The 22,718-nt window shown below is 63.1% G+C and carries 19 protein-coding genes and 1 rRNA gene; 8 read left to right on the plus strand and 12 right to left on the minus strand.

What is annotated here, in order from left to right; translation table 11 throughout:
• The first annotated feature begins 133 nt into the window (after positions 1-133).
• Positions 134-334 (plus strand): hypothetical protein, encoded by a 201-nt coding sequence (locus KO539_RS23950; protein ID WP_219312218.1) that lies wholly within the window; start codon positions 134-136, stop codon positions 332-334.
• A gap of 9 nt (positions 335-343) precedes the next feature.
• Here KO539_RS23950 and KO539_RS30605 read toward each other — a convergent pair whose 3' ends face one another.
• The gene (locus tag KO539_RS30605) at positions 344-979 is read right to left on the minus strand and encodes an Hpt domain-containing protein (protein ID WP_035822911.1); all 636 of its coding nucleotides are present in this window, start codon (positions 977-979) and stop codon (positions 344-346) included.
• Positions 980-1,087: 108 nt separating this feature from the next.
• Positions 1,088-2,041, minus strand: coding sequence for a CAP domain-containing protein (locus tag KO539_RS23960; protein ID WP_257626423.1), 954 nt, complete (start codon positions 2,039-2,041; stop codon positions 1,088-1,090).
• A gap of 270 nt (positions 2,042-2,311) precedes the next feature.
• Between KO539_RS23960 and pssA the strand changes: the two genes are divergently transcribed.
• Complete coding sequence (gene pssA, locus KO539_RS23965; protein WP_225243950.1) at positions 2,312-3,052, plus strand: CDP-diacylglycerol--serine O-phosphatidyltransferase; 741 nt, start codon at positions 2,312-2,314, stop codon at positions 3,050-3,052.
• Here the strand turns inward: pssA and KO539_RS23970 are convergent.
• The 10 genes from KO539_RS23970 to KO539_RS24015 all read right to left on the minus strand — a co-directional run bounded on the left by KO539_RS23970 (position 3,049) and on the right by KO539_RS24015 (position 12,848).
• Entirely contained in the window at positions 3,049-3,975 is a 927-nt protein-coding gene (locus tag KO539_RS23970; RefSeq protein ID WP_219312179.1) for an aldo/keto reductase family oxidoreductase, read from the minus strand. The two genes, pssA and KO539_RS23970, sit on opposite strands and share 4 nt — an antisense overlap.
• A 148-nt stretch (positions 3,976-4,123) precedes the next feature.
• Positions 4,124-5,269, minus strand: coding sequence for a D-alanyl-D-alanine carboxypeptidase family protein (locus KO539_RS23975; RefSeq protein WP_035822908.1), 1,146 nt, complete (start codon positions 5,267-5,269; stop codon positions 4,124-4,126).
• A gap of 115 nt (positions 5,270-5,384) precedes the next feature.
• Positions 5,385-6,038: an alpha/beta hydrolase gene (locus tag KO539_RS23980; protein ID WP_035828394.1), complete on the minus strand. Its 654-nt coding sequence runs from the start codon at positions 6,036-6,038 to the stop codon at positions 5,385-5,387.
• A gap of 62 nt (positions 6,039-6,100) precedes the next feature.
• On the minus strand, positions 6,101-6,418 hold the full coding sequence (locus KO539_RS23985) for a ferredoxin (protein WP_034781335.1): 318 nt from the start codon (positions 6,416-6,418) through the stop codon (positions 6,101-6,103).
• Between the two features lie 40 nt (positions 6,419-6,458).
• Positions 6,459-7,646 (minus strand): VanZ family protein, encoded by a 1,188-nt coding sequence (locus tag KO539_RS23990; RefSeq protein WP_219312181.1) that lies wholly within the window; start codon positions 7,644-7,646, stop codon positions 6,459-6,461.
• Positions 7,643-8,257 carry an ABC-type transport auxiliary lipoprotein family protein gene (locus tag KO539_RS23995; RefSeq protein ID WP_219312183.1) on the minus strand — a complete coding sequence of 205 codons (615 nt, stop codon included), beginning with the start codon at positions 8,255-8,257 and terminating at the stop codon, positions 7,643-7,645. Before KO539_RS23995 ends, KO539_RS23990 begins: the two co-directional genes overlap by 4 nt.
• A gap of 12 nt (positions 8,258-8,269) precedes the next feature.
• Positions 8,270-9,229, minus strand: coding sequence for an MlaD family protein (locus KO539_RS24000; RefSeq protein ID WP_035822902.1), 960 nt, complete (start codon positions 9,227-9,229; stop codon positions 8,270-8,272).
• Entirely contained in the window at positions 9,229-10,137 is a 909-nt protein-coding gene (locus tag KO539_RS24005; RefSeq protein WP_176389450.1) for an ABC transporter ATP-binding protein, read from the minus strand. The genes KO539_RS24000 and KO539_RS24005 overlap by 1 nt, the downstream gene beginning before the upstream one ends.
• Positions 10,137-11,270: an ABC transporter permease gene (locus tag KO539_RS24010; RefSeq protein ID WP_219312184.1), complete on the minus strand. Its 1,134-nt coding sequence runs from the start codon at positions 11,268-11,270 to the stop codon at positions 10,137-10,139. The genes KO539_RS24005 and KO539_RS24010 overlap by 1 nt, the downstream gene beginning before the upstream one ends.
• Positions 11,271-11,327: 57 nt before the next feature.
• On the minus strand, positions 11,328-12,848 hold the full coding sequence (locus tag KO539_RS24015) for a B12-binding domain-containing radical SAM protein (RefSeq protein WP_219312186.1): 1,521 nt from the start codon (positions 12,846-12,848) through the stop codon (positions 11,328-11,330).
• Between the two features lie 133 nt (positions 12,849-12,981).
• Between KO539_RS24015 and KO539_RS24020 the strand changes: the two genes are divergently transcribed.
• The 6 genes from KO539_RS24020 to KO539_RS24045 form a co-directional block, all read left to right on the plus strand.
• Complete coding sequence (locus KO539_RS24020) at positions 12,982-14,589, plus strand: DUF2138 family protein (RefSeq protein WP_219312188.1); 1,608 nt, start codon at positions 12,982-12,984, stop codon at positions 14,587-14,589.
• Positions 14,586-15,266: a DUF1175 family protein gene (locus KO539_RS24025; RefSeq protein ID WP_219312189.1), complete on the plus strand. Its 681-nt coding sequence runs from the start codon at positions 14,586-14,588 to the stop codon at positions 15,264-15,266. The genes KO539_RS24020 and KO539_RS24025 overlap by 4 nt, the downstream gene beginning before the upstream one ends.
• Positions 15,263-19,810 (plus strand): alpha-2-macroglobulin, encoded by a 4,548-nt coding sequence (locus KO539_RS24030; RefSeq protein ID WP_257626424.1) that lies wholly within the window; start codon positions 15,263-15,265, stop codon positions 19,808-19,810. The genes KO539_RS24025 and KO539_RS24030 overlap by 4 nt, the downstream gene beginning before the upstream one ends.
• Positions 19,810-21,492, plus strand: coding sequence for a DUF2300 domain-containing protein (locus KO539_RS24035; protein ID WP_219312191.1), 1,683 nt, complete (start codon positions 19,810-19,812; stop codon positions 21,490-21,492). Before KO539_RS24030 ends, KO539_RS24035 begins: the two co-directional genes overlap by 1 nt.
• A gap of 29 nt (positions 21,493-21,521) precedes the next feature.
• Positions 21,522-22,250 (plus strand): YfaP family protein, encoded by a 729-nt coding sequence (locus KO539_RS24040; RefSeq protein WP_176389455.1) that lies wholly within the window; start codon positions 21,522-21,524, stop codon positions 22,248-22,250.
• A 387-nt stretch (positions 22,251-22,637) separates the two neighbouring features.
• Positions 22,638-22,718: ribosomal RNA gene (locus tag KO539_RS24045) — 16S ribosomal RNA — on the plus strand; the annotation flags it as partial.

Raw genomic sequence — 22,718 nt, forward strand, 5'->3', positions numbered from 1 at the left:
AACGTTGTCGTTTGGAAATTTTAAGGCGTCGATGGGGCAAGCGTGGCCGCCGTTGAGAAATGTCATGGGCTTCAAACGGTGCTGACGTAATCTTGCTGAGCGGCCTTGAAGTGCCGCTAGGAAAGGAAGCGCCATGGACAGCAAACAGCCCGATGTCGTGGAGTGCGAGGATGAGGTAGTGGCGCGGCCACTGCCGGCCATGCCGGAATTGATCGCCTCCTTGCCGCCAAAAGGCGCGTGCTGGTACTGCGACAAGCCGCTCGACGCCGTGCGCCGCTTTTGCGGCAAGAGTTGCGGCATGGCGTACGCGGAAGAGGCGCAATACCACCGTTGAGCGTGAAGATTAGCGGCGCCGCAGCAGCGCCGCCAGGGCGCCGTCGAAATCGAACTCATGCGCGGCCGCCGCCACTTCCTGGTAGACGTGCACGCCCAGGCTGGCCGCCAGCAGGCTGGCCGAGTTTTCCAGGATGTCGATGGCCGCGCCGTCGCCTTCGCGCAGGTGGCTGGCCAGGCGCGCCAGCAGCAGCTGGATGGCAGGTGCGGCCGGATCGGGCGCTACGTCCTGCGCCGCCGTGTGGGTTGCCTCCGGCGTGCCCAGCATGCTGCTGACCGCGCCGAGCAATTGATCCTGGGCCAGTTCCAGCTGCAGCATCTGCCGGGCCAGGTCGGGCGCTTGCGCGCGCAGTGCCGACTCCAGGGTGGCCGCCAGGCCGTGCACGTGGCGCGCGCCGATCATGCCAGCGGCGCCTTTTAATGTATGCGCCTTCAGGCGTGCGGAAGCGTAATTGCCCGTGTCGAATTCGGCGCGGATCTGGCACGGCGTGGTGCCGTGGTCGTGCAGGAAGCGGCGCAGGATTTTCAGGTACAGGATGCGGTCGCCCATAATGCGGCCCAGTCCGTTCTCGACATCGAGAATCCGGACCATGTCGGATGCCGCAACGGCGGCATCATCATCGCAAGTGGCGTGTGGTTTCATCATGCCTGGTGTGCAGAGGGCCCCAAAACTTGTCAATTGCATTCATGCAATATCCGCTATTTTACATCCAGTTGCCCTCGCTACTGCGTCCGCTTGGCAGACACTGCCAGACTAACGCGTCGTGAATGACCAGCTGCGCGTGACGTTCGCGCCATTGACTTTGCCGATGAAACTCACCTCGTACGTGGTGGCCGCCAGCAGGGGGGCCAGCGGGATGATGGCGGCCACCGAGCGCGATGTATTGATGGCATCGTTCTCCTTGCTGAGCAGGCGTACCGTCAGGTCCGCGCTGGCGCCACGCGGGCGCACGGTGAAGGTCGTCACGCTGAGGGTGGCGTCGAAATTCGCATGGACGCTGATCGGGTAGCCGACCACGTTCTGGTTGGGCACGGGATCGGGCTCTTCTTCATCGCTGGAGAAACTGGTGGCGACCTTGGTCTGTCCGTTGAACGGGTAGCTGACGATCTGTCCGGCCGGCAAGCCGGGGCCGTAGCGGCTATTGCCGGCCAGGTCGGTGGTGAAATAGGCATAGCCGCTGTTGTTGACGGCCGCACCGGCGCCACCTTCCTTGAAGATAGGTTCAAAGATGAGGAAGCGGTGATACACGGCCGTGATCAGGTTTTCCGCCATGTAGAAACCGGAGTTGGTCGCCACGCCCGCGATGACTTCGCCCCAGACGGACGTGACGCCATAGTTGGACGCAGTCAGGCGGTCATACAATGTTTCGCCGGTAAAGCCGGGTTTGCCTTTAACTTGATTGTGCACCACCACATTATTGCTGTTCAGATAGTTGGAGTGGCCGAGTGCCGCGTTGTCGATCAGGCTATTGCGTACCAATGGCGCCAGGCCGATCTGGCTGCGCCGGTAATTGATCCAGTTGAAACCATCGGTGGCGATATTGTTGCTGACGACGGGAGCGCCCGGCTCCTGTGTCAGCTGTCCGGCCTGGGTCGAGGTGCTCAGCGACGTCTTGCCGCCGCTATCGCCGCCGCCACAGGCGCTCAGCAGGGCTGCGCTCAGCAGGGCGGGTATCCAGTATTTCCAACGCAGTGACGAGGCAATCAAGTTGACTCCTGTATAGGTAGGCGGACAGCGGTGGGTGCCAGCGTGCTGCCCTGTGAAATGATTCTAAGGCATTTTTATATGCCGTAGAGCATCCATGACAAGATATGTCGCGCGCTCGTGCGCAGACGGTGCCGCAGCTGCGCAGGGTAGAATGAGCATAGTGCAGCGTTTGCCGCTGCGTAGCCTCATTACCGATTTCTTTGATTGCCCACAAATTTGAACACATTGCCCAAGTCGCGCCTGCAGCGCGCCAAGTACGCCTTGCCCAGCATGGTGACTTTGCTTTCGATAGCCTGCGGTTTTGCCAGCATCGTCATTTCCGTCGATAACGCGACTGTCGGCGACGCCGATGCCTACCGCCTGGCGGCCGCCTTGCTGGTGCTGGCCGGGGTATTTGACGCGCTCGACGGTTATGTCGCGCGCCTGACGAACACCAGTTCGCAGTTCGGCGTGCAGCTCGATTCCATCGCCGATGTGATGAATTTCGGCTGCGCCCCGGCCGTCCTGTTGTACTGCTATGGTTTTGTGCAGATGGGCGTGCACGATCCGCTGCTGCTGCGCTTTGGCGGCATGGCCAGCTTCTTCTTTGTTGCCTGCGGCGCCATGCGCCTGGCGCGCTTCAATGTGAATGTGGGACGCACGGATCCCCTGTATTTCGTCGGCATGCCGATCACGGCCGGGGCCGCCTGCGTGGCGGCCGTGGTGGTGGCGTGGCCGGCGCCCATCGATTCCATGCTGCACAGCTATCTGCTGATGCTGCTGCTGGTCGGCGTGGGCAGCCTGATGGTGTCGACCTTGCGTTTCCCCAGCTCCAAGCAAAAGAAAAGCCTGGCTGCGCTGCTGGTGCTGATCGTCGCCATCGCCCTGCTGGTGTGGCTGAAGACCAGTTTCTTCGCGCTGTTCTTCGCCGTCTACATCGCCGCCACCCTGCTGCTCAACCTGGCGTGGTACCTGGGCTGGCGCGGTATTGCGCTGCCTCAGGTCTTCAACGATCCGGACGAGATAGACTAGGCTACCTCATGGCCGCGCGCGGCGCGCAGGATGGCGAACCAGTCGCTGCGGCTGAGAGTAAACTGCGTGCCTTCCACGGCTACGCCGACGGCTTCGATGCGGCCCGTGCCCGTCAGCGGCAGGGGACGGCATGGCAGTTGCATGATCCAGGCAAACACCACGCTGGCAAACGGCCGCTGCAGCTGATCCGCGATCTGCTTGATGACATTGCGCAAGTTCTCCACATTCGCATCGCCGCCCTGGAACAGCCGGCCGCCCGCCAGCGGCGACCAGATCATCGGCGCCACCCCCACGTCCTGCAAGCCGTCGAAGGTTTCATCGAACAGGGGCGCCACGTGCAGCGGCGAGCATTCCACCTGGTTCGTCACCAGCGGGAAGCGCCGGTGCAGGCACTCGAACTGATGGCGGCTGAAATTCGACACGCCGAAGTGCAGCACCTTGCCCGTCTGTTGCAGCTGAGTGAAGGCGCCGGCGATCTCGTCGAAATCCATCAGCGGATCGGGACGGTGGATCAGCAGCAAGTCCAGGCGGTCCGTGTGCAACTGGCGCAAGGTGTGTTCCACGGAACTGGTGATGTGGGCCGCGCTCGTGTCGTAATGCTGGATGGCATGGCCGGGACGGTGCGGCGACAGCAGTTTGATGCCGCATTTGCTGACCAGTTCCATCTTGTCGCGCAAGCCCGGCTGCAGGGCCAGCGCTTCGCCAAATAGCCCTTCGGCGCTGTAATCGCCATAGATGTCGGCATGGTCGAAACTCGACACGCCCAGCGCCAGGCATTGCTCTATGAAAGCCAGGCGTTGCTGCGCCGACATATTCCACTCGCCGATGCGCCACATGCCGGCGACGATGCGCGACAGTTCGGGACCGTTGCTGCTCAAACGGCTGCGCGGCGCTTGCAGGCTGGCGGGAAATACATGGCTCATGGGCTGGCTTTCTGGTGGTGGAGACGAAGGTGACGCCACGATTATAGCCAGCTACGCTACAGCATGCTGCGGAGAAAGCGGCGGCGAGACAGACGAAAAAAATGCCCGCAGCATCTGCGGGCATTTTTCATGGGGAAACGCTAAAGACTTATTTCATCCACAGGCGCATCGAATCCCAGGCGCGGCCGAAGATCGTTGCCTGGTTGATGGTTTCCAGCGCCACGACAGGCAGTTCCAGCAGAACTTTGTCGTCAACCATCATTTTCAGTTTGCCGACCGGCGCGTTTTCAGCCAGTGGCGCGACCAGCGGGTCCTTGCGTTCCAGCACCGGTTTCATCTTGGCAGCCGTGCCTTTTGGTACGGTGACGAGCACATCGCGTGCGAAGCCGATTTTCACGGTGCCTTTCGAGCCCTTCCACACTTCCGGCGTGGCCACGGCCTGGCCCTTCGAGTACAGCTTGACCGTATCGAAGTTCTGGAAGCCCCAGTTCAGCAGCTTCTGGCTTTCCTGCGTGCGGGCCTGGTCCGACGTCGTGCCCAGCACCACGGAGATCAGGCGGCGCTCGCCGGTGCCGCCCGGACGGCGTGCCGAGGCGATCATGCAATAGCCGGCCGCTTCCGTGTGGCCCGTTTTCATGCCATCGACGGTTGGGTCCAGCCACAGCAGGCGGTTGCGGTTAGGCTGGGTGATCTTGTTGTACGTAAAACTTTTCACGGAATCGATTTTGTAGAATTCCGGGTAATCTGCGATCACGCGCTTGGCCAGCACGGACAAGTCTTGCGCCGTGGAATAGTTATCGGGGCTAGGCAAGCCATGCGGATTGGCAAAACGCGTGTTTTTCAGGCCCATGCGCTGGGCTTCGCGGTTCATCAGCACGACGAACGTGCCTTCATCGCCAGCAACGGCTTCCGCCAGCGCCACGGCGGCGTCGTTACCCGATTGAATCATCAGGCCGTGCAGCAAGTCGTCGATCGAGACGGGGGTGGCCGGGTCGATGAACATCTTCGAGCTGCTCGAATCGACTTTCCATGCACGCACGGACACGTTCACTTTTTGGTCCAGCGCCAGTTTCTTTTCGCGGATGGCGGCAAACGTCAGGTAAGCCGTCATGATTTTGGTCAACGAAGCCGGCTCGATGCGGGCGTCCGGATCTTGCGAAGCAATGATCTGGCCGCTGGTGGCGTCAAGCAACAGCCAGGACTTGGCGGCGATGGTCGGGGCTGGAACGCTCTGGGCGTAGGCGGCGGAAAAGAAAAATACACTGGAGGCCAGTGCCGCTAAAAGTTTTTTCATGGAGGCTGGTCTGCGAGAAAAAGATGAAGGCTGAGGGCCATGTCGTTGCAACTTACATGGCCGCGTGGAAAAAACGGATCAATTATAGCCGTGGAGGCGCTAGTAAGCCCACACTTCAATGATCATCTGCTGCTATTGCGGGTTTGTCACCATGCCACAGCGCAATCACGAGGTTCTTGATGTGATTGAGCTTGCGGTGGAAAAAGTGGTCGGCGCCGGGGATCACGATCACGGGAATGTCTTGTGGACGGGCCCAGTCGAAGACGGCGGACAGGGGGATCGTGTCGTCCAGTTCGCCGTGGATCAGGATGGTGTCGGCGGGAATATCGGCCATGGCCCACTTGCCGGCCGCGCTGCCGATCAGCGCCAGGCGCTCGACGGGCGTGCCGGCGGCGGCCAGGCGTTCCTGCAGTTTCGACTGCACAAAGGTGCCGAACGAGAAACCGGACAAGGCCACGGGCAAGCCCGGATACAGGCCGCGCATGTGTTCATACAGCAATTGCATGTCGTCCGTCTCGCCCGCGCCATGGTCGTGTACGCCTTCGGAAGCACCGACGCCGCGGAAGTTGATGCGCGCCACCACGTAACCGAGGGCGACAAACGCGCGCGCCAGGGTTTGCGTGACCTTGTTGTCCATCGTGCCGCCGTACAGCGGGTGCGGATGGGCCACGAGGGCGATGCCGCGCGGGGTGTCTGCCGGGAAATCGAGCAAGCCTTCCATGCTGCCTGCATGGCCGGCGAGGGTAAATTTTTCCGAGTTTCTGTTCATGATGCTCATACTGGTGGCGTAGGCTTAATTTGAAGTTAAAACGTTGAAATTAAATATGCGGCTCAGATTTTCAGGCGTTCGACGATCTTGCCGCCCACCAGGTGCGTATCGATGATTTCATCGATATCGCTGGTGTCGACATAGGTGTACCAGGTCGCTTCCGGATAGATCACCAGCAGCGGGCCTTCCTCGCAGCGGTCCATGCAGCCGGCCTGGTTGATGCGGATCTTGCCCGCGCCATTCATGTCGAGTTCCTTGATGCGGCGCTTGCAATGCTTTTGCGCCGCTTCCGCGCCATGGTCGCCGCAACTGTTGCGGCCGTCTTCACGTTTATTCATGCAGAAAAAAACGTGGCGTTCAAAATACGGTGCGTCGCTCATACTATTCTCCCGCTGATTCATCAATGCGCCATGATAACGCTTATGGGTGGTCTTCGCGACGCTGGCGCTGCGCGTCATCCTGCCGGTTCAGGCGGTGCGAGGGCAGGCACAGGAACCACAGTGCCATGAAGGGCCACAGCAAGGCGAGGAATTGCGCCGCGCCATTGAAGTTGAGGAACTTGCCTTGAAACCAGCCTTGCAAGGTCGACATGAAGTAGGGGTTGATCGGCGTCGTATTCACCATCACCAGGCTCAGCAGCAAGGTGGCGGTCGCGATGCGGCGCTGCGCCACGTGCGGCGCGAACGCCAGGCCGCCCAGCATGATCAGACCGATCAAAAAGCCGCCCTGGGCGCCCGGCGTGATCCAGACGAAAGCATTTTCCGGCGAAAACAGCAGCGCGCTGGCCATCGAGCGCACGGTCAGGGCGGCGGCGATGAGGGCCAGCATTAATATCGTGCGCGGCGCGGCACGGCGCAGCAGGCACAGCAAGGTCAGCACGGCGCCCGTCATGCCGCAAGCCGTGATGATGGTTTCCGAAAGCCAATATTGCTCGACGGTCAATATCACGTCGGGGCGCAGATACGCGGCCAGGTCGATCTCCATGCCCGCCAGGCGCGACAGCCAGTCGGACAGGATGGGCAGCAGCTGGCCCAGGCCGAACAGATAGCCTTGCGGATAGATCTGCGCCAGCGGCCACAGGGCTACCAGCACCAGGCCCTGGCTGGCGTGCTGGGCAAACCAGCGCTGGCGCAAGCGGTACAAATGGCTATGGTCGAGCAGCTTGCGCGCCGTCAGGGCGCCGATGATGGAACCGATGCAGCAGCCGGCCGCATTCGTGTAAAAATCGAGGTTCGACGAGACGCGGCTGGGCAAATAGGTTTGCACGGCTTCCATGCTGCCGGAAATCAACATGCCGCACAGGCTGGCGACGATGACGGCAAAGAATCCGGTGATCCTGGGAAACAGCGAATACACGATCAGCGCGCCCAGCGGGATGTAGCCGACCACGTTGATGCCCACGTCAAAGCCCGTCCAGTAACGGGGCATGCGCGTGTTTTCCAGGAACGTCAGCGGCGACAGGCCATTGCTGTGCCAGCCCGTGAACGGAAACCAGCTGGCGTACACGATCAGGAAGACGTAGGCGAGCAGGGTCGCGCGCGACACGGGCGAGGAACGGACGGGCGGCAGCGGCGCCGCCGGACTGGCTGGGGATGCGGACTCGGTCATTCTTTCGTGATATTCAGCGTGCCCAGCCAGGTCAGCAGGTCGGCGGCGATGGCGTCCGATGCCGCGGCCAGCGCCTGCGCGCCGCCTTGCGCGTCGGCGCTGCCGGCCGGGCCGCTGCGGCTGAAGGTTTTCTGGTCGATCAGGCGGTGGCCGCGGAATACCGAGGCGCGCAGCGACACGTGGCCACTGCTGTGCGTCTGCGTGTCGAAGTTTTGCGAAAAATCATCGACGTCGATGCGCAGCAGGGGCATGCCGGCGGCCGCGTCCGTGGTCGACAGCACTTTCACGCCGCTTTGCGCGATGCGGGTTTTCAGGCGCTGGCTTAATAGTTGCAGCGGCGGCGTGTTCCAGCGGTTGTAGGCGTACGGACGCGATTGCTGCGCATCGGCGTACAGCAAGCGGTAATACATGCGCTGGCTGTCCAGCCAGGACGGACCGTTGGCGTCGGCGATCACCAGCACGGGCACGGCTGGCGCGGCCGGCTGCGCAGCCGTCAGCGGCGCGGCCGGTCCGAAATCATAGAAGGTGGGGATGGGGCCGCGGCTGGCGCAACCGCCCAGCAGGAATGCGGCGGCCAGGATGAGTGCGCTGAAATGGCGTGGGATAGGCATGCGGTGTTCTCCTTATTTGCCCGGTGCCGAAAAACCGGGCTCGCCCGGGCCGGGCGGGATGTCTGGGGCGCCGAACAAGATGCTCTGCGGCTGTTCATTGAGCGTGCTCATGGTGGTTTTCAGGGCGCGCATCGAGGAACGCGCTTCGCCGCTCAGCTCGATTACTTGCGGCAGCACTTCCAGCGACACGCCATTGGCCACCGTTTCCACGGAAGTGCCGACCCGGTCGACCGTGCCATTGACCTTGTCGAGCACGCCGCCGGGCGCCTGGATGTCGTTGCCCAGCTTTTTCCACGTGGCCGTCAAGTCCGACACGTTCTTGCTGGCCGTACTGACGGCCGTCAAGGTTTGCCGCGTTTGTTCCGTCAGTTGCGGCAATTGCGTCAGGGTCGGCTCCAGCTGTTGCGGAATGGCGCCAAAGGCCTTGGCCGCCTTGCCCACTTCCGTGAAGGCGCCCAGCATGGCCGCCTGGTTGTCGGGGCTGAGCAGATTATTCACCTTGTTGGTGATCTGTTCGGCCTGGTCGAGGATGCGCTTGCCGCGCTTTTCCAGCTGGTCGAGCAAGCCCGCGCGCAGGGGAATCTGCGACGGCTTGTCCTTGCTGGTGCCCAGCAGTTTCGAGCCCACGTGTTCATCGTCGAGCTGGATGTAGGCGATGCCCGTCACGCCCTGGTAGCCGAGGGTGGCAAAAGTGGTATTGGTGACGGGGGTGTCGGGCGCCACGCTGATGTGCACGAGGATTTGCCCCGCCTTTTGCGTGTCGAAGTCGATGGCGTCGACCTTGCCCACTTCCAGGCCCCGGTAGCGCACGGTGGCCTGCGGGTTCAGGCCCGGCACGGACAGGGTGGTGGCGAGCAGGTAAGGCACCCGTTCCACGCGGTCGCGGTTGAACCAGACGCCGAACAGAATCGCGGCCACCAGCAAGGTGAGTGTAAAAAATCCCGTCATCAGGGCATGTGATCTGTTTTCCATTACTTCTCCGCTTTCTTGTCTGTGCCGGCGTCGTCGCCTGGCTGCGCCGCCTTGCCCGCTACCGCCGCCTGTTTCTCATCGAGGACGGCCAGCGCGCGCTTGCCGCGGTCGCCGAGGAAAAATTGCTTGATGAACGGGTGGTCGACTTCGATCACCTCGCGCGTGGGGCCGATGGCGATCACGTGTTTTTCCGCCAGCACGGCGATGCGCGTGGACAGGGCGAACAAAGTGTCGAGGTCATGCGTGACCATCACCACCGTCAAGCCCAGCTCGCGGTGCAGCGACTGGATCAGGGCAACAAAACTTTCCGACAGGTCAGGGTCCAGGCCCGCCGTGGGTTCGTCGAGGAATAATAATTTCGGTTCCAGCGCCAAGGCGCGCGCCAGGGCCACACGCTTGATCATGCCGCCAGACAAGTCCGACGGCATCTTGAGCGCATGTTCCGGGCCCAGGCCCACCATATTCATTTTTAATAGTACCGCGTCGTGCACCAGCGCTTCGGGCAGCACGCGCAATTCGCGCATCGGCTGGGCCACATTGTCGAACACGGTCAGGGCCGAATACAGGGCGCCTTGCTGGAACAGCATGCCCCAGTGGTTGCGCAACTGTTGCAACTGGTCAGAACTTGCCTGGTTGATATCTTCGCCAAACACTTTGACGCAGCCGCGCGCCGGATGTTCCAGGCCCAGCATCTGGCGCAGCAGCACCGTCTTGCCCGTGCCGGAGCCGCCCACGATGGAAAGGATCTCGCCCCGTTCGATTTCCAGGTTCAAGTCCTGGTGCACGACGGTACGGCCGAACTTGGTCCACAGATTGGTGATTTCCACCACGGGTGCGCTGCCATGCAGGTTGAACTGCCCCCCGTTGCCTTCGCTCACCTTGCAAGCGATTTCGGTATCGTCCGTCATCAGTAGCCCACTCCATTGAAGACGATGGCGAACACGGCGTCGGCCAGGATCACGACGGTGATGGCCGTGACGACGGCGGTGGTGGTGCCGTGTCCCAGGCTTTCCGTGTTGGCCTTGATGCGCAGGCCGAAGTGGCACGAAACGAGCGCGATCAGCATGCCGAAAATCACGCCCTTGCCCAGGCCGATCATGTAGTTGGCCAGCGGCACGGCATCGGGCAGTTTCTGGATGAAATAGCGCGCCGACAGGTTCAGTTCCACCTTGGCCGCCACCATGCCGCCGATCAGCGCGGCCGTATCCGTCCAGATGACGAGCAGGGGCATGGAAATGGCCAGGGCCAGCACTTTTGGCATGATCAGGCGGAAACCGTGCGAAATGCCCATCACCAGCATGGCATCGAGCTCTTCCGTGACGCGCATGACGCCCAGCTGCGCCGTGATGGATGAACCGGAGCGGCCAGCCACGAGGATGGCGGCCAACAAAGGCCCCAGTTCGCGGATGACGCTCATGCCCAGCAGGTTGACCAGGTAGATGTCGCCGCCAAAGGCGCGCAGCTGCTGTGCGGACAAATATGACAGCACGACGCCGATCAGAAAGCCGACCAGGGCCGTGATGCCCAGCGCCTGGAAGCCCGCATGGAAGATATTGGCGGAAATTTCACGCCATGGCCCGCGCATGGGATGGCGCGCGAAGCGGCCGATATCCTGTGTCACCTGGCCGACGAGGGCAATAAAACCCTTCAAATGCTCGAAAAACAGCAGGATGGCCATGCCCAGCTTCATCACGGGCGTGAGGCGGTTGGCGCGCGAGGGCGGCGTTTCCAACGGCCCCGTTTCTTCGATGCGCCGGAAAAACTCTTCCTGCGATGGCGCCAGGGTCAGCTGCGCCGGGCGCTGCTTGCCCCAGGCATTCCAGAACAGCTGGGCGCCGATATGGTCCATGCTGTCGATGGCCGACAGGTCCCATTGCACCTTGGCATCGCCCTGCAAGGGCTTGAGCTGGGCATCGATGGCCTTGATGGCATTGTCATGCGCCAGCGCGTGCACCTGCCAGGTGCCGCTGGCAGTGACAAGGGCTCCCTGTTGGGAGCTGGTCTGGGAGAGGGTCAGTTTCGGCGATTGTACAGTCGGCATCGTGCCAGTTTAAGGGAGAATGGCGCAGACCGCCACCGCTGTTCAATCGCCGGCCCCTCAGGACGCCAGGTGGCGCGCCTGTCGCTGCGGCAAGGCGACGTCCGGGCGCAGCTTGGCGTTGCCAGTACTCACTTCGGCTGGCTTGGCATGTGCGGCCGCTTGCGCGCCGCCCGCATAGTCGCTGGCTACGAGGGCGTTGGCCTCGACCGCGCTCATGCCGCGCGTCTGCAGCCATTGCGCCACCAGCTTGGCCAGGCGTTCCATGGCGATGCGGTGGGTGGCGTCCGTGTGGGCGTACAGCCAGTTCGAAAAATCCATGAAGTTTTCAAACGGCGCGTCGCCCAGCATCCATTGCACCGTATTGGCGAAGCGGCCCGAGTTGGCGACCAGGTCCCAGTAGCGGGCGAAGCGCACCAGGCGCTGCATGCTCATGAAATCGAGCTGTTTATTCGCCAGGATGGTGTACGGCGGGTGCGGGTCGAACACCATGCCATAGTTTTCCGTATGGCGAATGATGGGCGTGCCGCGCAGCCGCTTTAAGATGCCGAACTGAATTTCATGCGGTTTCAAGGCCACCAGCTTGTTGAAACCAGCCGCGAAGCTCGCTTCATCCTCGCCCGGCAAGCCGGCGATCAAGTCCACATGCAGGTGGGCGTTTGATTTTTCGCAAAGCCAGCGGATATTGTCGGCCGCCTTTTGATTATCCTGCTTGCGGCTGACCCGCGATTGCACGTCCGGATTGAAACTCTGGATGCCGATCTCGAACTGCAGCGCGCCGGGCGGGAACTTGCTGATGCCTTCCTTCAAGGCATCAGGCAGGTGGTCGGGCACCAGCTCGAAGTGGGCGTAGATCGGATCATCGGGATTTGCCTCGATCTTGTCCAGGAAGAACTGCATGATCTTCAAGCTGGTCTTGATATTCAGGTTGAAGGTGCGGTCGACGAACTTGAACAGGCGCGCGCCGCGCGCATGCAGGGATTCCATTTCGGCCAGGAAATTTTCCAGCGCAAAGGGCCAGGCCGTCTTGTCCAGCGCCGACAGGCAGAACTCGCACTTGAACGGACAGCCGCGCGACGCTTCCACGTAAATCGTGCGGTGGCGGATATCGTCGTCTGTATACAAGGAGTAGGGTAGTTGCAGTTCCGCCAGCGGCGCTTGCACGCCCGCATGGATCTTCATCAGCGGTTTTGGTCCGTTGAGGATCTCGCCGCACAGCTTGGGGAAGGTGACGTCGCCCCAGCCCGTGATCAGGTAATCGGCCAGTTTGACGATTTCCTGCTCGCCCGCCTCATGCGACACTTCCGGCCCGCCCAGCACGATGATGACCTCGGGCGCCACCCTCTTGAGCATGGCCACCAGTTTGGTTGTTTCCTCGACGTTCCATATGTATACGCCAAAACCGATGATGCGCGGCTTGTTGACGAGGATGCGCTCGACCAGCTCCGTGGTTTTCGTGCCGATGACGAATTCCTGCAGCCGCGTCTGCGCTTGCAGCGGCCCCATATTGGCCAGCAAATAGCGCAATCCCAGCGAGGCGTGGGTGTAGCGGGCGTTCAGGGTGGAGAGCAGGATGGTCATGGCGGCGATGGAAACGGCGAAACCGCTATTTTACGCTGTCGCGTCAGCTGTGCGCTGCGGCCACAAATGCCATGTTACCATTTGTCAATAATTACTAACTTGTCAATGCTGCGGCAGGGTAAAGGGATACACGGTGCTGGCGAAAAAAGTACTCAATAAAAAAGTCCTGGTCGGGACGCTGGCCGGGGTGGCCGTGGTAGCCGCCGCGCTGGTCGGTTACCGGGTCTTCGGCTGGGGCGCGATGGGGCCGGTCAACGGCTTGAAGCTCGATTTGTCGCGGCCCGACGCGCTGGTCCGCACGAAAAGCCTGTCGGCCTTGCCGCGCGACTTGCTGACGGTGCCGCTGGCGCGCGACGTGCTGCGCGAGGATTTCCTGTTCTATTACGAGCAGAGCGAAGACCGGCTGGGCCTCAAGGGCAGTTTGCGCCGCATCGCTTATGAGCATGAATTGGGCTGGGGCGACCAGCTGCTGCGCATGGTGCTGGATCAGCCGGCGGAAGTGGCCTTGTGGCGCGATGCCGACGGCTCGCTCAAGCACTTTGCCATTGCCGTGTCGCGCAGCCAGCTCACGCGTTTGCTGGAGGAAGCGGGCAAGATCGCCTTGAAGGATACGCAGATGCGCGTGGCCGGCAGCTTGCGCGTCGATGGCGACAGCGTGCCCGTCTACGCGCTGAACTATGCCTATCAGCGCACCTTGCTGTTTGCCGCGCACGGCCAGCGCCTGGTCATCCTGTCCCATCCCGGCATGCTGTATGGCGGCAGCGATGGCAAGCATGGCGATGGCACGGCCGAGAAAACCGTGGCCAGCCTGCTGGCGCCGGAAGCGGCCAAACAAAACGTTTTTCATCCGCAGTTCCATCTCGACGGCGCCGCGCCCGAGGGGCACAGCATCGCCGTCAAGGCCGATTTCCTGTCGTTCGGCTACCAGCCCTTCTTTGGCGCGCTCGAAGCGTTGCGCTTCGACTTTCAACAGGGCGCCTGGCAATCGAAGGTGCTGCTCAATGCCGATAAACTGAAAAACGGCGGCTATGACAGCAGCGCCTTGTGGCCGCAGCTGCCGCACAACCCGAGCGCCTGTTTCAGCGTGCCGGTCGACTGGACCGCGCTGCAGCCCGTGCTCAAACGCCTGGGCAGCAAGACCTCGGAGCCGGTGGCGCCGCTGGCCGAACACTTGCAAGGGCCTGCCGCCGCCTGCTGGTACGGTAGCTCGCGCCTGCATACGCCCGTGTTCGTGGCCACGCGCAGTGCGCAGGCCGGCGATGACGCTGTCTATGGCAGCCTGTTCGAAGCAGCCATCGGCGGCAAGGACCCCGTGCGCAAAACGACAGGTAAAGATGGCGCCGTTCGCTGGGAGCGCAGCGTCGCCACAGCGCTGGGCCAGTCCACGCCGGCACTGGCCGTAGCCGGCAATACCGTCGTTTTTTCCGCCGACGGCAAGCTGGTGGACCAGGTACTGGCCGTGCGCCGCAAGCAGGCGCCGGCCGCCAGCGACCTGCTGCCCGATGGCGCGCGCACGATCGGCCTGATCGCGCCGGCGTCGCTGGCCCGGCTGATCCAGCTGGAAGCCTTCGACACCCTGCCGGCGAATAACGAACCGGTACTGCGCGCAGCCGCCAACGAACACCTGGTGCCGCGCCTGAACGCCTTGAAAAAATACCCGCCGCTGCGCATGGTGCTCAAGCGGCAGCCAGCCAGCGGCACGTCATGGGAAACGCTGGAATGGCAGGAGACGGCGCGATGACGCTGTGGCATGGGCGGCATGCGCGCCGTGCCGCCTTGCGATCGCTGGCGGCTTGCGCCGTCACCGTGGCAATGCCTGCCTGGGCCTTGCGCGCGGCCGCCGAACCGCAGGTGCAGCTGTCGCAGGCGCAGAGCCGCGCCTTCCAGGCCTGGATGTTGCGCATCGTCAACGCGCAGATCGAACGGGGGCCGTCGCCGCGCTGGACGCACCGCGATTGCGCCGGCCTGGTGCGTTTTGCCGTCAACGAAGCATTGACTGTGCATGACGCGAAATGGCTGCATGCGAACGGCATCGCCAGCGACCGGCGCCTGCCGCCCGAGCTGGAATTGAGTGCGTCCCAGGCCGCCTTGCGCAACCGCTGGGTACAGACGGGCGGCCAGGTCGGCCACTTCGTCACGGCGCTGGCGCTGGTGCAGCACAACAGCCGTTTCATCGCCCGCGAAATCAGCCAGGCGTTGCCCGGCGACCTGCTGTTTTTCGACCAGGGCGACGAACAGCATCTGATGGTCTGGATGGGGGCGCGCATCGCCTACCACACCGGCACCGTCACCCCCGACGACAATGGTCTGCGGACCGTCGATATCAAAGAACTTACGAGCTGGAAGGACACGCGGTGGCAACCTGTGGTCAACAATCCCAATTTCGCCGGGGTGTTCCGGCTGGCGTTTTTATCATGAAGCTGCTATTTATGGGCCTTCTCGCGCTACTCACGCTGGGCAGCGCCTCCGCGCAGGAACGCGAGCCGAGCAACTACGCCACCTTCAAGGGCGAACCGTTCTTCCTGCTGTCGGACGCCAGCTACGGCAGTCTGGATGAAGCGCGCGTGCGCCTGGAAGTGCCGGGCCGCGACATGGGGCGCATGAACCTGGAAGTGTATTCGGGCGCCGACATCGTCGTCTATCGCGTGCCCGAACCAATGGAATTCCTGAAAAAGCAGCGCAATTTGCACCGCATCCAGGTCGAGGGCAATTACCAGGGCGAAGGCCTGGCCAACACCTTGAGCTTTTTGTGGGATCGCTGGTGGAAGCAGTCGCGCCTGGCCTGGCGCAAGCTGTTTTCCGGCGACGCGCGCCTGGCCGTTACCAAAGAACAGCCGCAGCTGGCGACGAATGACGCCATCCGCCGGCGCACCGTGTTCGCCAACCATCCGCAGTACAAGCCGATCAAGGGCATGGAGCTGGTCGACAGCTTCCGCTATCCGATCTGGCAAGCCAAGGCCATCGCGCCACCCAAAGGCGTCAAGCTCGATGGGTCCAGCAGCGACTTCATCGTCGCCGGCGCCGGCAACGTGATGATACCGCTGGGCAAACGCAAGCCGGGCTTGTACCTGATCGAAGCGATCATCGGCGAGCATCGTGCCACCACCCTGGTATTCGTGTCGGACACGGTGGCCGTCACCAAGGTCTCGTCCGGCCAGATGCTGGTGTGGACGGCGCGGCGCGACAACAGCGCCGCCGTGGCCGGCGCCAATGTGGCATGGACGGACGGCACCGGCGTGCTGCAGTCGGCCACCACGGGTGTCGATGGCGTCGCCTCGCTCGAGCGCGGCAGCCCGGAACACACGTATGTGCTGGGCCAGGACCGCGACGGCGGCGTGTTCGTATCCGAGAATTTTTACTATGACAGCGAAATCTATAACACCAAGATTTATGCGGTGACCGACCGGCCCCTGTACCGGCCCGGCGACGAGGTCAACGTCAAGTTTTTGGGCCGCGAATTCACCTCCGCGCGCAACTCGCAGGCAGCCGCCGCTGCGCCGATCAGCTTGAGCGTGCTCAATCCGAATGGCACGCCGCTGCTGACGCAAACGCTGCAGCTGTCCGGCGACACGGGCGCCGACACGCGCTTCCGCCTGCCCACGGAAGCGACCGCCGGCGGCTATGAACTGCGCTTCAATTACAAGGATGGCGCGTATGGCGCGGCCTTCCGCGTGGCCGAATACGTCAAGCCGCACTTTGAAATCAACGTCCAGCCCTCGAAACCGGAATTCAAGACGGGCGAGGCGGTCAAGGGCAGCATCGCGCTGCGCTACCCCGATGGCAAACCCGTGAAAAATGCGAAGATGACCTTGTCGCTGCGCGGCCAGCAAAACACCATGGTCGAGGGCGAGCTGCGTTACAGCGGCCTGTTCCCCGTGGCCTTGAAGACCGAGGAAGTGACGAGCGACGGCAGCGGCAATGTGGACTTCACTTTGCCGCCCGCCGCCGATCCTTCGCGCTACATCCTGACCGTGCTGGCGACCGATGGTGCGGCCTACCGCGTCAAGGCGACGCGCGAGCTGATGATAGAGCGCTCGAGCAGCAGCTACCAGCTGAAAGCCACGCGCCAGTTTTCCGATCCGGGACAAAGCGTGCATTTCGACTTGCTGGCCGATGGCCAGGGCGCGGCCAAGCCCGTGCGCTGGGAAATGGTGCAGCTGGAAAAACAGAGCAAGACCGAGGGTGCCTTCGATCCGGCTGCCAAGGGCTGGGACGTGACGTTCCCCGCCTCGGGCTCGTATCAGCTGGCGCTGCGCGACGAGCGTGGCAACTTGCTGGCCGCCGCCAGCCACTGGGTGTCGGGCGATGGCGTGCAGACGACGCCGGGCAGCATCGAGATCGTGCTGGACCGCGCCCGCTATCGTCCGGGCGACACGGCCGAAGTCTTGATCACCTTCTCCGACAAGGTCGAGCAGGCGCTGTTCACGTTAGAACGCGACAAGGTGGAGCACCATGGCTTGATGGCCGGCGCCGCTGATTGGTACCAGGCGAAGCGCGTGGCGCCGCGCCAGTGGCGAGTGCGCATCCCCGTAAAAGAAGAGCATGGCCCGAACATGACGTTCTCGGTGGCGTACACGCGCAATGGCGACTTCGTCTTCGAGAACGCCGGCCTGCAAGTGATCGAGCCGCGCATCGCGCTGCAGTTCAAGGCGGACAAGGAGGTCTACCAGCCGGGCGAGAAGGTCACGCTCGATGTGAAGGCGACGCTGGACGGCAAGCCTTTGAGCACGATGGTGGTGCTGGGCGTGGTCGATGAAATGATCTATGTGCTGCAGCCGGAAATCGCGCCGGACATCGGCGACTTTTTCTATCACCCGCGCCGCAACAACGTGCGCACCACGGCCAGCCTGTCTTTCATCAGCTACGACATGGCGCAGGGCCGCACCGCAGGCGCACCGGCACGCCACAATTACAACGAGCGTGGCGTCAAGGTGCTCGAACGTCCACGCCGCGACAATATCGATACGGCCTACTGGGCGCCATCGCTGAAGACCGACGTCAATGGCAATGCGCGCGTGAGTTTTACCATGCCCGATGCGCTGACCCGCTGGAGGATCACGGGCCGCGCGATGGATAGCCAAGGTCGCGTCGGCCAGCGCACCGCCTATCTGCGTTCCGATAAAAACTTCTATGCCAAGTGGACGGCGCCTGACTGGATGCGCGCTGGCGATGCGCCGCGTGCCTCGGTGGCCGTATTCAACCAGACGGGCAAGGAGCAGGCGCTCGACGTTGTTCTCTCTGGCGGGGCAGGCGGTACGCAAGCGAAGACGGAAAAACTGACCGCCAAACCGGGCGTCAATTACGTTGAATTTCCGCTGGCGGCAGGTAACGGACCGCTGCGCCTGGAGCTGAAACAGAATGGCAAACTGGTCGACGCGTTGGACACGGCCATGCAAACCTTGCCCGCGGCCTGGAGCAGCCCGCGCTCGCTGGTGCTGCCGCTTGATGGCGTCACGGGTGAGATTCCACTCAAGCTGCCCGCGGACGCGCGCAATATCCGCATCTCGTTCGCGCAAGGAGCAGCCAGCCAGTTCGCGCGCATCGCCGACGACCTGATCGACTATCCGTATGGCTGCGTGGAGCAGACGGCCAGCCGCTTGATTCCGCTGGCGCTGGCCACGCAAAGCCTGGGGCCGGACGCGGGTGCTGCAAGCGAGCGACTGCAAACGCTGCTCACTGCGCAGCGCCTGCGTCTGGTGTCCATGGCCGGTCCGAACGCCGTCTTCGGCTGGTGGGGCAATGCCACGGCCGGCAATGCCCTGATGACGGCCTACGCTTATTACGCGGACTGGTATGCGGCGCGCGCGCTGCGCATCGAGCTGCCGCCCGAGCACTGGAACAAGCTGCTGGCCGTCTACAGCGAACATGGCTTGAAGGATGCGATGGGCGACCGCGCACTGGTGTTGTGGATGGCGCGCGAGATGGGGTTACCGACGCAGACCCTGGCGGCGGGCTTGGTGGACGACAGCGCCATCGCCGTCCTGGGCGGCAAGCCGCGCCAACCTGGCGACACGGGCAGCCTGCTGCTGGGCGGTGCCTCTGACCGCGAGGCGCAAGCGATGTCGTTGGGCCTGGTGGCGCTGGTCGCCGCCCAGAACGGCATCGCCCTGCCGCATTCGCTGCAGCTGCAAGTGGCCAGCGCATGGCAGGTGCTGAGTGTATCGAAAGCGCCGGTAGCGCAGGCCTTGCTGATGCTGGCCGGTGAAGTACCGGCTACCCAGGCCGAGGTGGTGCTGGCCGGCGTGCGCGCCGAGATGCCGACACTGGACCGCGCGATGACCTTGATGTGGGTGCAAAAGAAGCTGGGCGGTGCATCGTTCGGCAAGGGGCCGGCCGTCACGCTGGACGGCGCCTGGCAAAAACGCGACAGCCGCGGCGGCCAGCCGGTCTGGCGCTGGAGCGATACCAAGAGTATTCCCGATAAATTGCGTCTCGCCGCATCGACCGCGGCGCCGGCCGGCACGGTGGCCGTGCTGCAGTATGACAGCCACGCCGCCGAAGCGCCAACCTTGCCGGTTGCCGTTGAACGGCGCATCCTGCGCATGAAGGCGGGCAAGGGCGGCTACACGACGGAGCTGGTCAAGCCGGGCGAGGCGCTCAGCACGGACGCGCTCTACCTCGATGAAATTACCTTGAAAGCGGCGCCGGGCGCGAAGCACCGTTTTGGCTTGCTGGAAGTGGCGCTGCCGCCGGGCGCCATGGTCGAATCGACCACCTGGGGCATGGTCATGGCGGGCGACAAGCCTGCCGCGCTGGAACGCGCGCGTCACACCGAGCGCCGCGACGGCTACGCCGCGCCGGTCGAGCCTTTGGCCGGCGAGGTGACGGTGCGTCATTTGCTGCGCTTTGCGCAGAAGGGCAGTTACGTGCTGCCGCCGGCGCGCTTTTACCGCATGTATCAGCCGGAGCAGAAAGCCTTCGAAGGCGGCGGCAAGACCACGCGCGCATTGAAGGTCGAGTGATGGGCTTTGTACGTCCGGCCTTGATGCTTGCCACGCTGCTGGCGACGCCCGCTTTTTCGGCCTCCTTGGATGTGGCCTGGTGGCGTGACGGCAAAATCGAAGTGCGGCAGCTGCGCCAGGGCGGTACGGCGCCGCCGCCGTTTGACGGCGCGCGGCAAGTGCCCCTGGCCAGCCTGTGGAAGCTGTTCGTGTATGTGTATGCGAGTGATAACAAGGTGGCGATGCCCGATTACCGCTGCGGCGGCCGCGATCCGGAAGAAGTGTATTGCTGCGATGCGGGCCAGAGCATCGGCCACGACGCGGCTCTGGCGCAATCGTGCGGCCCATTTTTCTCGCCTGGGCGGCTGCTGATCACGGCCATCCCGTGGCGCAAATACTGGACCGGCCGCCTGGGTAGCGCGCCGGCAGGGGACTTTGCCTGGCTGGCGGATCCCGCGCAGCTGGCACCAAAGCGCACGGTGCGCCTGGACAGTCTGCTGCGCGCGCTCGACAGCATCCCGGCCGCCAGCCGCGTGGACGCGGAAGCGGCGCTGCTGCGCGTGGTGCTCGATGGGCGCGGCGCGGGTACGGCACGCTGGTTCGGCAGCCAGCTGCGCGTCAAAACGTATTCCTGGCACGAGCAGCGCCGGGCGGACGAACGTATCGGCGGCGCGGCCGGCTGGCTGGCCGACGGTACGCCGATCTGGTTTGGCGGCGCGGGCGGCAGCAGCAATGTCTTTGAACAGTGGGCGCCCAGGCTGGCCGCCAGCTTGCCGAAAGTGGGCGCGGCCGACGATGGCGGCTGTGTGGTGGTCGATTACTTCAAGCGCTATCCGATTCGCGCCGTGCGCGGCGAGCGTGGCGTGGCTCCGGTTGGGCCGCTGAATGGCCGCTACCATGTGCAGTTCGACAATGGCCAGAACCTGGCCTTGCGCAGCAGCGGTGAACTGATGCTGCTACAAGAGAAGGGCGGCCGCCCGCAATTGCGCGGCCGCTTTGGCGTCAATGAATATGTGGCGCGCGTGCTCGATCGCGAAGCGAGTACTGGCGAGCCGGAAGCGGCCAAGGCGCTGGCAATCGCCGCGCGCACGTATCTGCAGCAGAACGCGGTGACGGTGGCGGGCTGCCAGCAGATTGCAGACAGCAGCGCGACCCAGCGCGTCAGTCCCAGCCCGGCCACGCCGGCGGCGCTGGCGATTGCGCGCTGGACCGACCAATTGATCGTCGATGGCGTCACCGTGCGCTATCACAGCAACCAGGCGTCCAAGGGGACCATGGCGTGGAGTGAGGCGGTGCGCCAGGCGAAACAAGGTAAGCACTATGATGAAGTGCTGGCGACGGCCTATCCCGGCGGCGCGCTGAGCACCTTTGGCAATACGGGCGCGCGTTGCCGGCGCCTGGCGCAGAACGAGGATTGGCTGGCGCGGTCCGTGCCGCGCTGGCAGCGCGTGCTGCTGCGCGAGGCCGGCTACGAGGCGCCGCCGCAAGCGCCGCTGGTCTGCGCCTTGCAGAGCGGCGCGCCGTATTCGGAGCAGTCGCGCAACCGCATCTACATGCGGCCACTGGCCACGCGCGAAGACCGCATCACCCTGGTCCATGAATACCTGCATCTTGGCCTGCGCAACCATCCGCGCGGCCAGGACGAAGAATATGTCGAGCGGCTGGCCCGCCGGCTCGTCGACCTTAACCTGGAGGCCCTGTGAGTTTTTATATCCGTTGCGCGATTCCCCTGATGCTATTGCCACTCTGGGCGCAGGCCCAGGTCACCATCGATGCCCCCAAGAGTGGCTGGCGCAATTCGGCCGGCGCTAGCGAGGAATACACGCAAGCGGTCAACTACCCCGCCGCGTCGGTCAACCTGCAGCCGGGCCAGGCCGAAACGGCGCAGATACGGGGGCGCATCGCCGGCGCCGTCAAGGGCAAGCCGGCTACTTTGGTGGTCAATGGCGTGGCGATGCCGATGGAAGTGGGTGAGGATGGCAGCTACGGCCGTCCCTATGGCTTCGGCAGCGGCTCGAACAGCGTGGAAGTGCGCTCGCCCGATGGCAGGAGTCGCGCGCGCACCCAGTTCGTCGACAGCTACCAGGGCAAGACCCAGGCGCGCTTGCGCGTCGTGCTGTCGTGGGACAGCGCCGGCACCGACCTCGATATGCACGTGGTCACGCCGGACGGTGGCCACGCCTGGTACGGCAATCGCGTCTTGAAAGATGGCGGCGCGCTGGATGTGGACGTGACCACCGGGTATGGCCCGGAGATCTTTTCCAGCGCGGCGCCCCTGAAGGGCAATTATCACGTCTATGTGAATTACTACGGCAGCGGCGAGAACACCGCCATGCTGACCGTCGCCCGCATATCGGTCATTACCAACGAAGGCACGCCGCGTGAAAAGCTGCAGAGCTTCCAGGTGCCGATGCGGGCCGCTGGCGAGCTGACCCTGGTGAAGTCATTCGTGTTGCCATAAATGGCCCTTGCGGAGCCGCGGCACCTTGGCTATAATTCGCCCCCTCGCTGAACGACGCATGCAAATGCTGAGTAAGGTAGGGAAAAGAAGGAGTTGACGGATTTAGCGAAATGCTTCATACTCTTCCTTCTTCGCAGCTGACAAACACAACGCTTTGTCGATAGCGCGAAAGCAGTACCGAATACAGTTCTTTAACAATTAACAGTCGATAAGTGTGGGCATTTGATGTAAGTGCAGCAGCGATTTTCGGATCGCTGTAAAACTTAAAATATCAAATGTTCACAAGAAATAATGAAATAGGCGCTACGAAAGTAGTGGCCTGTCAGTTTTTTGAGTGAGCGACCCGTCGCAAGACGGTGCCAATAAAATGGCAAAGTAACAGAGATTAAACTGAAGAGTTTGATCCTGGCTCAGATTGAACGCTGGCGGCATGCCTTACACATGCAAGTCGAACGGCAGCACGGAGCT

The organism is Janthinobacterium sp. NKUCC06_STL, from assembly GCF_019345455.1.
GTDB classification, from domain to species: domain Bacteria; phylum Pseudomonadota; class Gammaproteobacteria; order Burkholderiales; family Burkholderiaceae_D; genus Janthinobacterium; species Janthinobacterium rivuli.

Coding starts and splice junctions, on each gene's coding strand:
- KO539_RS30605 (WP_035822911.1), bottom strand. CDS start 979: ATGATGAAACCACACGCCACTTGCGATGATGATGCCGCCGTTGCGGCA.
- KO539_RS23975 (WP_035822908.1), bottom strand. CDS start 5,269: ATGAAAAAACTTTTAGCGGCACTGGCCTCCAGTGTATTTTTCTTTTCC.
- KO539_RS24025 (WP_219312189.1), top strand. CDS start 14,586: ATGACGCTGTGGCATGGGCGGCATGCGCGCCGTGCCGCCTTGCGATCG.
- KO539_RS23990 (WP_219312181.1), bottom strand. CDS start 7,646: ATGACCGAGTCCGCATCCCCAGCCAGTCCGGCGGCGCCGCTGCCGCCC.
- KO539_RS23980 (WP_035828394.1), bottom strand. CDS start 6,038: ATGAACAGAAACTCGGAAAAATTTACCCTCGCCGGCCATGCAGGCAGC.
- KO539_RS24030 (WP_257626424.1), top strand. CDS start 15,263: ATGAAGCTGCTATTTATGGGCCTTCTCGCGCTACTCACGCTGGGCAGC.
- pssA (WP_225243950.1), top strand. CDS start 2,312: ATGGTGACTTTGCTTTCGATAGCCTGCGGTTTTGCCAGCATCGTCATT.
- KO539_RS24015 (WP_219312186.1), bottom strand. CDS start 12,848: ATGACCATCCTGCTCTCCACCCTGAACGCCCGCTACACCCACGCCTCG.
- KO539_RS24035 (WP_219312191.1), top strand. CDS start 19,810: ATGGGCTTTGTACGTCCGGCCTTGATGCTTGCCACGCTGCTGGCGACG.
- KO539_RS24000 (WP_035822902.1), bottom strand. CDS start 9,229: ATGGAAAACAGATCACATGCCCTGATGACGGGATTTTTTACACTCACC.
- KO539_RS23950 (WP_219312218.1), top strand. CDS start 134: ATGGACAGCAAACAGCCCGATGTCGTGGAGTGCGAGGATGAGGTAGTG.
- KO539_RS24040 (WP_176389455.1), top strand. CDS start 21,522: ATGCTATTGCCACTCTGGGCGCAGGCCCAGGTCACCATCGATGCCCCC.
- KO539_RS23985 (WP_034781335.1), bottom strand. CDS start 6,418: ATGAGCGACGCACCGTATTTTGAACGCCACGTTTTTTTCTGCATGAAT.
- KO539_RS23970 (WP_219312179.1), bottom strand. CDS start 3,975: ATGAGCCATGTATTTCCCGCCAGCCTGCAAGCGCCGCGCAGCCGTTTG.
- KO539_RS23995 (WP_219312183.1), bottom strand. CDS start 8,257: ATGCCTATCCCACGCCATTTCAGCGCACTCATCCTGGCCGCCGCATTC.
- KO539_RS24005 (WP_176389450.1), bottom strand. CDS start 10,137: ATGACGGACGATACCGAAATCGCTTGCAAGGTGAGCGAAGGCAACGGG.
- KO539_RS24010 (WP_219312184.1), bottom strand. CDS start 11,270: ATGCCGACTGTACAATCGCCGAAACTGACCCTCTCCCAGACCAGCTCC.